General features: G+C 66.9%; 10 protein-coding genes. 1 reads left to right on the top strand and 9 read right to left on the bottom strand.

Annotated features, from left to right (window positions below):
* From ACK5IN_RS07620 to ACK5IN_RS07650, 7 genes are all read right to left on the bottom strand, one after another.
* Positions 1-890, bottom strand: an 890-nt coding sequence (locus ACK5IN_RS07620; protein ID WP_416895595.1) for a LicD family protein, incomplete at its 3' end; no start/stop codon positions are given.
* Entirely contained in the window at positions 887-1,642 is a 756-nt protein-coding gene (locus ACK5IN_RS07625; protein WP_416895596.1) for an ABC transporter ATP-binding protein, read from the bottom strand. The genes ACK5IN_RS07625 and ACK5IN_RS07620, both read right to left, overlap by 4 nt.
* Positions 1,642-2,535, bottom strand: coding sequence for an ABC transporter permease (locus ACK5IN_RS07630; protein ID WP_416895597.1), 894 nt, complete (start codon positions 2,533-2,535; stop codon positions 1,642-1,644). Before ACK5IN_RS07630 ends, ACK5IN_RS07625 begins: the two co-directional genes overlap by 1 nt.
* Before the next feature lie 131 nt (positions 2,536-2,666).
* Complete coding sequence (locus ACK5IN_RS07635; RefSeq protein WP_416895598.1) at positions 2,667-3,011, bottom strand: LGFP repeat-containing protein; 345 nt, start codon at positions 3,009-3,011, stop codon at positions 2,667-2,669.
* Positions 2,966-4,024 carry a hypothetical protein gene (locus ACK5IN_RS07640; protein WP_416895599.1) on the bottom strand — a complete coding sequence of 353 codons (1,059 nt, stop codon included), beginning with the start codon at positions 4,022-4,024 and terminating at the stop codon, positions 2,966-2,968. The genes ACK5IN_RS07635 and ACK5IN_RS07640 overlap by 46 nt, the downstream gene beginning before the upstream one ends.
* Before the next feature lie 92 nt (positions 4,025-4,116).
* Positions 4,117-4,323, bottom strand: a complete 207-nt coding sequence (locus tag ACK5IN_RS07645) for a type II toxin-antitoxin system VapC family toxin (protein ID WP_416895600.1) — start codon at positions 4,321-4,323, stop codon at positions 4,117-4,119.
* A gap of 144 nt (positions 4,324-4,467) precedes the next feature.
* Positions 4,468-5,613: a glycosyltransferase gene (locus ACK5IN_RS07650; protein ID WP_416895601.1), complete on the bottom strand. Its 1,146-nt coding sequence runs from the start codon at positions 5,611-5,613 to the stop codon at positions 4,468-4,470.
* 49 nt (positions 5,614-5,662) lie between these two features.
* On the opposite strand from ACK5IN_RS07650, the gene ACK5IN_RS07655 reads away from it, so the two are divergent.
* Positions 5,663-6,760, top strand: coding sequence for a hypothetical protein (locus ACK5IN_RS07655; RefSeq protein WP_416895602.1), 1,098 nt, complete (start codon positions 5,663-5,665; stop codon positions 6,758-6,760).
* A gap of 8 nt (positions 6,761-6,768) precedes the next feature.
* Here ACK5IN_RS07655 and ACK5IN_RS07660 read toward each other — a convergent pair whose 3' ends face one another.
* Together ACK5IN_RS07660 and purE are read right to left on the bottom strand one after the other, a co-directional pair.
* Entirely contained in the window at positions 6,769-8,208 is a 1,440-nt protein-coding gene (locus ACK5IN_RS07660; RefSeq protein WP_416895603.1) for an LCP family protein, read from the bottom strand.
* Positions 8,205-8,672 (bottom strand): 5-(carboxyamino)imidazole ribonucleotide mutase, encoded by a 468-nt coding sequence (purE, locus tag ACK5IN_RS07665; protein ID WP_416895604.1) that lies wholly within the window; start codon positions 8,670-8,672, stop codon positions 8,205-8,207. The genes ACK5IN_RS07660 and purE overlap by 4 nt, the downstream gene beginning before the upstream one ends.
* Between the last annotated feature and the right edge of the window lie 160 nt (positions 8,673-8,832).

The raw sequence follows: 8,832 nt of genomic DNA on the forward strand, positions 1-8,832 counted from the left end.
CAGCCGTCAAATCGGCGTTTCGTCGACGTAGGAGTGATGAACTTGAAGGTGGGATCGGGCGTTCTCCACCCCTCGCCGTACGCGTAAGCCAGCCAGGCCTCCGCGTTCGCCGGCTCGGGCAGCTCGACATCGGCAATGCGTCGCTGGCGCGTGGGGAGTAGGTCTGCTTGCTCGACCTCAGGCCCGCGGAGCGCGAACGGCTGACAGTACAATCCGTCACGGAAGAAGCCCGTGAATATGTCGACGTAGTGGTCCGGCTCGCCGTCCTCGTTGAAGAACTCGATCTCAAGATGCGCGAGACTGTGCCGCACAACGGTGTAGCCATGCTCCTGAAGCACACGTTCCATTCGAAACGATTCCAGTCCAACGTCTGCCGCGTTCTCCGCACGACATAGGAAGGCGAGATCAAGATCATCGTCGTGGGGCATGAGTCCGCCGTCCCGAACGGCCCCGAGGAGCGTCCCTCCGACGATGTAGACGTCGTATCCCGCCTGCTGCAGGTGCTGCACGAGACCAACGCCATTCTCGAGGAGCTCGCGTTCGATATCCGCGTGCCGACCCTCGAGGACGGGTCCGAGGCGATCCCACTTTGTCATCGCGAGCCAACGACCCCGTGCATCAGTGAGAGCAAGCCTCTGACGAGTGAAGCCGAATCGCACGTCGACCGCGGCGGCCAAAACGCGCTGAGACACGGCATCCACGAGCGTTACCGTGGTGACACCGACGAGCCTCGGTCTGAGAGCCTCTGGCCAGGTGATAGCGATCTCTTCCGCGCGTGCACGCGGAACGGCGAGCGACCAAACTCGGTGGCCATCGAAGCGCACGTCCACGACGTCGACATCGCCCAACGCGCTCGCATCCACAAGAATGCGCTTCCGTGTGACTTTCATCGCGTACTCATCGCGTCGATCGCGTCGTCAATCGGGCCATCGAAGATCTTCTTCCCCCGCTTGATGACGATGCCGCGCTCGCAGAGGTCCTGCACCATGTGGGTGCTGTGACTCACGACGAGCATTGTCACCCCCTTCGAGGTAAGCTCCTTGATTTTTGCTGAGCACTTTGCTCGGAACGGAGCGTCACCAACCGACAGGATCTCATCCACGAGCAGCACGTCGAGTTCGACGTGGATGGCTACGGAGAATGCAAGCCGCATAAACATACCCGACGAGTAGTGTTTGACCTCCTGGTCGATGAAATCCCCGATCTCGGAGAACTCAACAATCTCGTCGAAACAGCGATTGATCTCGTCCTTTGACATGCCGAGGATGGCCGCATTGAGGTAGACGTTCTCTCGACCCGACAACTCCGGGTGAAAGCCCGCGCCGACCTCGATGAGCCCGGCTACGCGACCCCGGGTGAATACGCGGCCACGATCAGGCTCAAGCACACCCGAGATCAACTTGAGCGTGGTCGATTTGCCAGACCCGTTCAGGCCCATGACAGCGACAGACTCGCCCTCACCGATCTGGAACGATAGGTCATCCAGCGCGAGAAATGAGTCCGCACGTACTTTCCGGCCCTTGATCCATCCGACGAATGCTTCTTTGAAAGAGTGCGTGTTCCGCTTGAGAAAGCGCTTCGTCACACCGTCGACGATGATGCACGGCTCGGATTCGGTTACCTGAACAATCTCGTCGGTCATCATAGGTCCTGCGCAAAAGTACGTTCGAAGTGTCGAAATGTCGCCTGGCCCAGGAAGATGAGTCCCACGCAGATCACTGTGGCTACCAGGAGTGAAGTGCCGAAGTTCGGCAGAATGCTGGGGTCAGGCATTCCAGCATCCGGCGCCGGCACTGTCCCGGCCCAGAAAGCTTGATGAAAGAGTTCGACCGCCACGGTAAGCGGGTTCCAGCTGTACACGTCGAAGAGCCACTGGTGGCTGCCGACAGCGTCCCTGACGAGGATCCAGGGGTACAACACGGGAGAGGTCCAGACCGAAAACATCCGGATCAGTTCGACAAAGTTCTGAGCATCTCGATACCGAACGTTGAGCCCAGCGAAAAGCAATCCGAGGCCGAGCGCAAACGCCACGATCATCGAGATACCGAGCAGAGCCGCGCCCAGGCCAAGCAACGTCGGCGCCCAGCCGACAAGAATGCACACGAGCAGCAGAATCGCGAGTTGCGGCAGGAAGTGAACCAGCGCAATCACGATCGCGGCAACGGGAAAGAGCTCGCGCGGGAGGTAGATCTTCTTGACGAGCGCTCTGTTATCGACAATCGAGGTCGTCGCGTTTCCGAACGCCTCATTGAAGAGGTTCACGGCGACAACACCCGCGAAGAGATAGATCGGGAAGTTCTCGATGCCCCGGTTCAGTTGAAGAACCACACCCATGACAAAGTAGTAGATGAGAAACTGGGATGCCGGCTTGACGTAGGACCACACCCAGCCCAGCACCGAGTTGCGGTAGCGGGTCGCCGTGCCCTGCCGCACAAGCAGCCGGAACAGATACCTTCGGCGAAAAACGTCCAAGATGCCACGGCCGCGCGCCGGTGTGTCGAAGTCGCGCAGGTTGATCGGCTTGCCAAACGTCAACTCAGGTCACCATTCGGGTAGGAAAGTGGCGACACGCCACGACGAACTCGTCAATCATATCGAACGGCTCCCGAGAGAAGCCGGGTGCAGCCGCACGCGAGCGTCCGCCTTCAGTGCAACGCAGGTCTGCATCACGGGCGGTTCACTACCGCCCGTCCATCGGCCCCGACGACCACGGAACCACCTTCGAACTCCTGGACGCAGCTTCCGTCCTCAGACTCGCAACGCAACGCCGTGGTGGGATAACCCAGGTCGCCGTTCTCAAACCCCAACGCACGCCACGCCGAACGCACCGCACCCGTGGTCGCGAACACCCCACCAGACGGCGTGACATGAATGGATCCGCCCTCGAAGTTCTGGTAACACCCGCCATCACGCAACGTACAACGGACGTCCGAGGTGCTCGGGCCTAGAACTCCGCTGGCCCCACCTAGGAGGTCATACTTGTCGCGGATCGCCGTATATCCAGAAGGCACCTGCGTCGACCCGAACCAGTCCGGGTAGTCGTTGGAGACGTTGCGGTCTTACCACCCGGCTGGGCAGCCACGGTGTACTTCGTGATGGGCGAACCGCCGGTGTTCGTCGGCGCAGCCCACGAGACCACGGCCTTGCCGTTGCCTCCGATCGCCGTCACATTCGTCGGGGCGGACGGCGCCGACGCCTGCGTCGACCCGAACCAGTCCGTGTAGTAGTTGTAGAAGTTGCGGTTTCCGTATGACGAGCATGCGTCGCCCAGGCCATAGCCGGCGCTCAGCGCCGCGGCGTTCGGCGTATACGGCGTGTAGTTGTAGAGCGCCGCCGTCGCGTAGTTGACGATGTTGACCCGCATCGTGCCGCACGAAGCGTTCGGGCTGTACTGGATGTTGTGCACGCCCGGCTGGCGGGCGAAGTTTGCGGCCTTGTACGTCTTGAGCTGCGTCGCCCCGGCGAGGATCTGCACGCCGATGCCCTTGTACGCCGGATCGCACGGAGCCGTGTCGGGGCAGGCCTGGCCCATTGCGTAGCTGAGGTTCCAATCGCTCGGGTTCTTGCTCGTGACGAGCCCCTGCTCCTTCTGCAGCGTCGCGAGGATGACCTTCGCCGAGATGCCGCAGGCGACCTGGGCGCGGTAGATGATCTCCGAGACGCGTAGGTTGTTCCCACCGGTGAACGCCTCACAGACGACGTTGCCGGTTGTTTCTGAGACGCGCTTCGCACGCGACGACACGTTCGCACGCAGGATGTTGATGCAGTCGTTGCTGTTGCACGCGCCGACCTTGCTGTCCAGGAACGACTGGATCTGCGCCGAGGTCATCGCGTGCGCGTCATAGAACACCGCGTCGCTCATGATGTTGCCCGGGTCGAATCCGACAAGGGTCGCCGGGCGCACGGCCGCATCGACAGCGTCCACCGGCGCGGCGACGGCGGCGCCCACCGGCATGAGGATGCCCAACGACAGGCCGATGGATGCCACGACGGCCAGGGCCCCGCGGGCTCGATTCGGACGCAAAGATGCATGCCCCCTCTGGTGCAACATGTGACCAGTGTTACTGAAGTCAAGCATCAGCGCCACTCTCAGCGAATTCTCATCCGGCCAGTTCGTCAGCCGATTCTCACGAAGTCGACCCCGGGCAGATCGTCGAAGTGGGCCGTAGCGTCGAGGGAGACGACCGAACGACCTGTCTGCCTGGCGTGAGCGGCGATGATGAGGTCGTAGGCGCCGCGGCGCGCACCCGTCCGCCGCACGTGGTCGAGCAGCACGGCATGCTCCACCGCCGTCGCTTTCGTGCATGGGAGCACCTCGATCATCTCTTCGTCGTCGATGAACTACTCACGCGTCCGCGAGATTTTCGTGCCGGAGTATGTCCTTCCGCTGTGACTGCGTCGAGAGGCAGGTCATCAAACGGCAGCACGCCATGGGCGCGCACCAGAGCGGTGTACCTCGAAGAACCCTCACATGTCGGCGTGCAGATGCCAGACGCGGTCGGCCGCGGCACGCCACGAGAACGCCCGCGCCCGGTCGGTGCCCAGCACTCGCAGCCGTCCGATCGCTTCGGCGTCGGTCACGACACGCTCGACGGCGTCGGCGAGCTCACCGGCATCCACGTCCCCCTCGGTCTCACCGACGACCACTCCCCCGTCGAGGACCACCTCGTCGTGCACGGGCGAAGCGGCGGCGACCACCGGGGTGCCCAGCTGCAGCGCCTCGAGCACCCGCCACGGGAACGCATACCGCCGCGCCGGGGCGACCAGAGCCCGCGCCGCGCCGATCACCGCTGCGCGGGCGTGCGGATCCAACGCGCCGCGCGCGTGGATGCGGTGCTCCGGGATGCCGGCGGCCCCCGCCGCATCCGCGATCGCCGGCTCGGTCCCCTCGGCGGCGCCGAGCACCAGCACGTGCAGGCCGTCGTCTGCGGCGAGCGCCCGCGCTGCGGCGGCAAGACCGAGGCCGAGTCCGTCAGAGGGAGCGGTGGATGCTGCGACCACCACGAAGTCGTCGGGCAGCGCGTGCTCGCGCAGCCGGCCCACCGTGTCGACGGGGCGGGTGAAGCCCGTGGGTGCAGCACCCGCGATCACGCGCACACGGCCGCGCCAGCGGGCGATCTCCTCCAGGCGCCGAGCCATGGCGTGCGTCGGCACCACCACGGCGTCGGCGTGCTTCACGGCGCGCTTGAGCATCGCCCGCTGCCACGCCACCGATGCGCGGGGCAGCTCGCCCGGGTTCACCCATGCGGCGAGGTCCCACAGCGTCACCACGGTCTGATCGTGGTCGTGCACGCGATCATGCTTGACGAGTGGAGCCATCAGCGTCGGCGAATGGATCATCCCCGCCCCGACTCCGGCCGTCGTGCCGATCTGCCACGCCGCGAGCAGCTCTCGGCGCGCCAGGCGGGTGCGATGCACATCGGCCAGGCCCGTGACATCCCGGTTCAGCTGCTCGTCCTGCTCGGCCGACGTCGCCGGCACGATCGCGCGCACCTCGCACCCCTCGGGGGCCGCCGCGACGAGCCCACCCACCAGGCCGAGCGAGGCATCCACCAGATCGGGGTCCGTCGGCGTGACGAGCTGATCCAGCACCACCCGCAACCCCACCGCCATGGATAGACCTTATCGCCGTGTGGCGCGCACGCCGTGCAAGGATGCTGGGGTGACCGACGACGTTCCCCGCCGCAGACCCTGGGTGGGCTGGGCGGTGTTCGTCGCGATCGTCGTGGTCGTGCTGGCGGGTGGATGGCTCGGGGTCCGCGGCATCGGAGCCGCCCTCGCCCTGTCGTCCACGGCCGAGGCCGCGAAAGACACCCGCACGAGCATCGCCACGGGCGACATCGAGAACGTCGACCTCGTCATGGCGCGCGGCGCCGCGCACGCCGCCGACGCCCGGTCGCTGACATCCGACCCGGTGTGGCGCGCGGCCGAGCTGCTGCCATTCCTCGGCGTCGGCATGCGCGACATGCGCGTCACCGCCGAGGCGGTCGACGAGCTGACCGGCGTGATCCCCCACCTGCGCGAGGCGATGACCGTCGCGAACCTCGGCACGCTCGAGTTCACCGGGGGCCGGCTCAACACCACCCGGCTCGCCACCGCGGCGCCGGCGCTGGCCGACGCCGCGCTCGTCGCGCAGCGCGTCGACGACATGCTCGATCAGGTGGCGTCGACCGACATCGAAGAACTGCGGGGCGTCGCGCGCAGCATCCAGATCTCCGCTGGCGCCGCCACGCTGCTGCCGACCATGCTCGGCGGCGAGGGGCAACGCACCCTGCTCGTGTTCGTGCAGGACGACCCGCTCGGTGCATCCGCTGAGCCACCGGTCACCGCTGGGATCGTGCGCGCCGACGCCGGCACGATCAGCTTCGGTGCGGGCGGGCCGCTGGCCGCACCGGTGACCGGCGACACGTTCCCGGCCGCCGCGCAGAGTGCTGCAGAACTCGGCGCCGCCGATGCGGTCATTCTCGTCGACACGGCGCTGATCCCCGCGCTCGTCGACCTCACCGGGCCACTGACCATCGGCGAGGTCGAGTACGCCGCGGCCGACATCGCCACGGCGATGCAGGGCGAGGGGAACGTGGCCCTCGCCGGCCAGATCCTCGCCGCCGTGAAGGCCCGGGTCGCCGACGGCGGTGTGGCCACGGCATCCCTCTTCTCCGTGCTCGCGAGCGCCGGCGAACGGGGGCAGCTGCACGTCTGGAGTGCCCACGACGCCGAACAGCAGCGCCTGCAGCAGACCCCGCTGGGCCGGCAGGGTTGAGCGGGGCGTCAGCCGGTCGGGTCAGGAGTCGGGGTCGGCGGGTGCAGCGCCGTGCTGACCAGCTCGCGCACGTAGGCGAAGTCGGGGTCCTCGGGGTCCACGCCGTCTTCGGGAGTCAGCTCGATGGTCGTGATCGGCTGCTCCTTCGCTTCGAGCGCGAGCTCGGCGAAGTACGGGAGCATTGACTGCGGGATGTCGGTCTCCACCACATGGGCGCCGGCGGCGGCGACCTCCTGGAACCTGGTGAGCACGTTCGTCGGCGTGAACTGCCGCAGAATCGCCTCCTGCAGCTCGCGCTGCCGCTTCATGCGCGACCAGTCGTTCGTGGTGTACCGCGAGCGGGCGTACCACTGGGCGGTCTCGCCATCCATCACCTGCGTGCCCGGCTCGATCCAGCCGGTCGCCCACTCGTCGGCCGGCTGACCCGCGTAGGCGGGACCGCCGCCCTCGGGCAGCCGCTCGGTCACCGTGATCTCCACGCCGCCGAGGGCGTCGATCAGCGCGGCGAACCCGTGCATGTCGATGAGCACGTAGTACGGAATCTCGATGCCGAGGTAGCCGGACGCGGCATCCTTCACCGCTTCGATCCCCGGCGACGAACCCTGGCTCGCCGCGTCGGGATACAGCGCGGTGCCGTCGCGCAGCACGCCCACCTCGGTGAAGATCTCGTTGAGGGCGCAATGGGCGGTGCCGCAGTTCGGGCCGCGGTAACCGTCAGGGAACAGCTCCTGCATAGGCCCCTCCGAGAACGGCACGCCCAGCGTGTCGCGCGGCAGGCCCGTGATCGTCACGGCCCCGGTCTCAGCGTTGATCGACACCACCGAGATGCTGTCGGGCCGCATCGAATCGCGGCCCGAATCGGGGTCGGCGCCCAGCAGCAGGATGTTGTAGTACCCGTCGGTGGGCGGCACGCTCGGGCCGGACTGCCCGAAGATCGCCCCCAGCGTGTCACGGGTGACGCCGGTCAGCTGCGCCGCGTACAGCGCCCCGCCGCCGGTGACCACCAGCAGCACGACCGCCAGCAGCGTCACCCCGATGCGCGCGAGCGGGCGCACCCTCACGAGTGTGACGAGCCGCAGCGTGTCGAACGTGAGCACGAGCCACAGCACCGCGTACGCGACGAGCACGATCTGCAGCACCAGCAGCGCGAACCAGTTCGTGACCAGGGTGAACAGCAGCGACCGCCACAGCAACGCCGTGATCACGCCGAGCACGATCAGCGTCCACAGCGTGAGGGTCGCACCGAGCCCGAACCGGCCGAGCCGCCGATTGCCCGCCAGCACCTGCGCCGAGCCGGGCACGAGCACATTCAGCACCACGAGCCACCATGCGCGGCGGGTCATCACGTGGGGTGAGCCGTCGGGGTTGCGCAGCGGGCGGGACTCGATGATGGATGCCTGCGGCCCGGGCCGCGCGCCCGGTGGCCGCGGCGGGCTCAGCACACTCACAGAGCGCCCTTCAGCCGGGCGTTCTTCTCTTCGACCTGCGCCTGAAGGTCACGTGCGTACTGCTCGAGGGCGTCTGCCAGGCGTTCGTCGTGCGCGCCCAAGATGCGCACGGCCAGCAGTCCCGCGTTCTTCGCGCCGCCGATCGACACGGTCGCCACGGGGATGCCGGCGGGCATCTGCACGATGCTCAGCAGCGAGTCCATGCCGTCGAGGTGGGCCAGCGGCACGGGAACCCCGATGACCGGCACGGCCGTGACCGAGGCGAGCATGCCGGGCAGGTGCGCGGCGCCGCCCGCCCCGGCGATGATCGTCTTCAGCCCGCGGGCGCGCGCTTCGCGTCCGTACGCGATGAGCGTGTCGGGCGTGCGATGCGCCGAGACCACTTCCACCTCGTGCGCGACCCCGAAGTCAGTGAGCAGCTGCGAGGCGTCGCTCATCACCCGCCAGTCGGAGTCGGAACCCATGACCACCCCGACCAGGGGCGCGGCAGAAGAGTGCAGGGGCAAGGTCACCGCTCCAGGCTAGAGCGCCCGTCTGCGAATCCCCCGCAACGGCGCGCGCGACGGCGGTTCAGTGTCAGCGGAGGAAGAGGGATGCCGCGGCTCGCGCCTCGTACGCGACATC

The organism is Microbacterium sp. (genome assembly GCF_047971895.1).
In the GTDB taxonomy this organism is placed as follows: Bacteria; Actinomycetota; Actinomycetes; order Actinomycetales; family Microbacteriaceae; genus Microbacterium.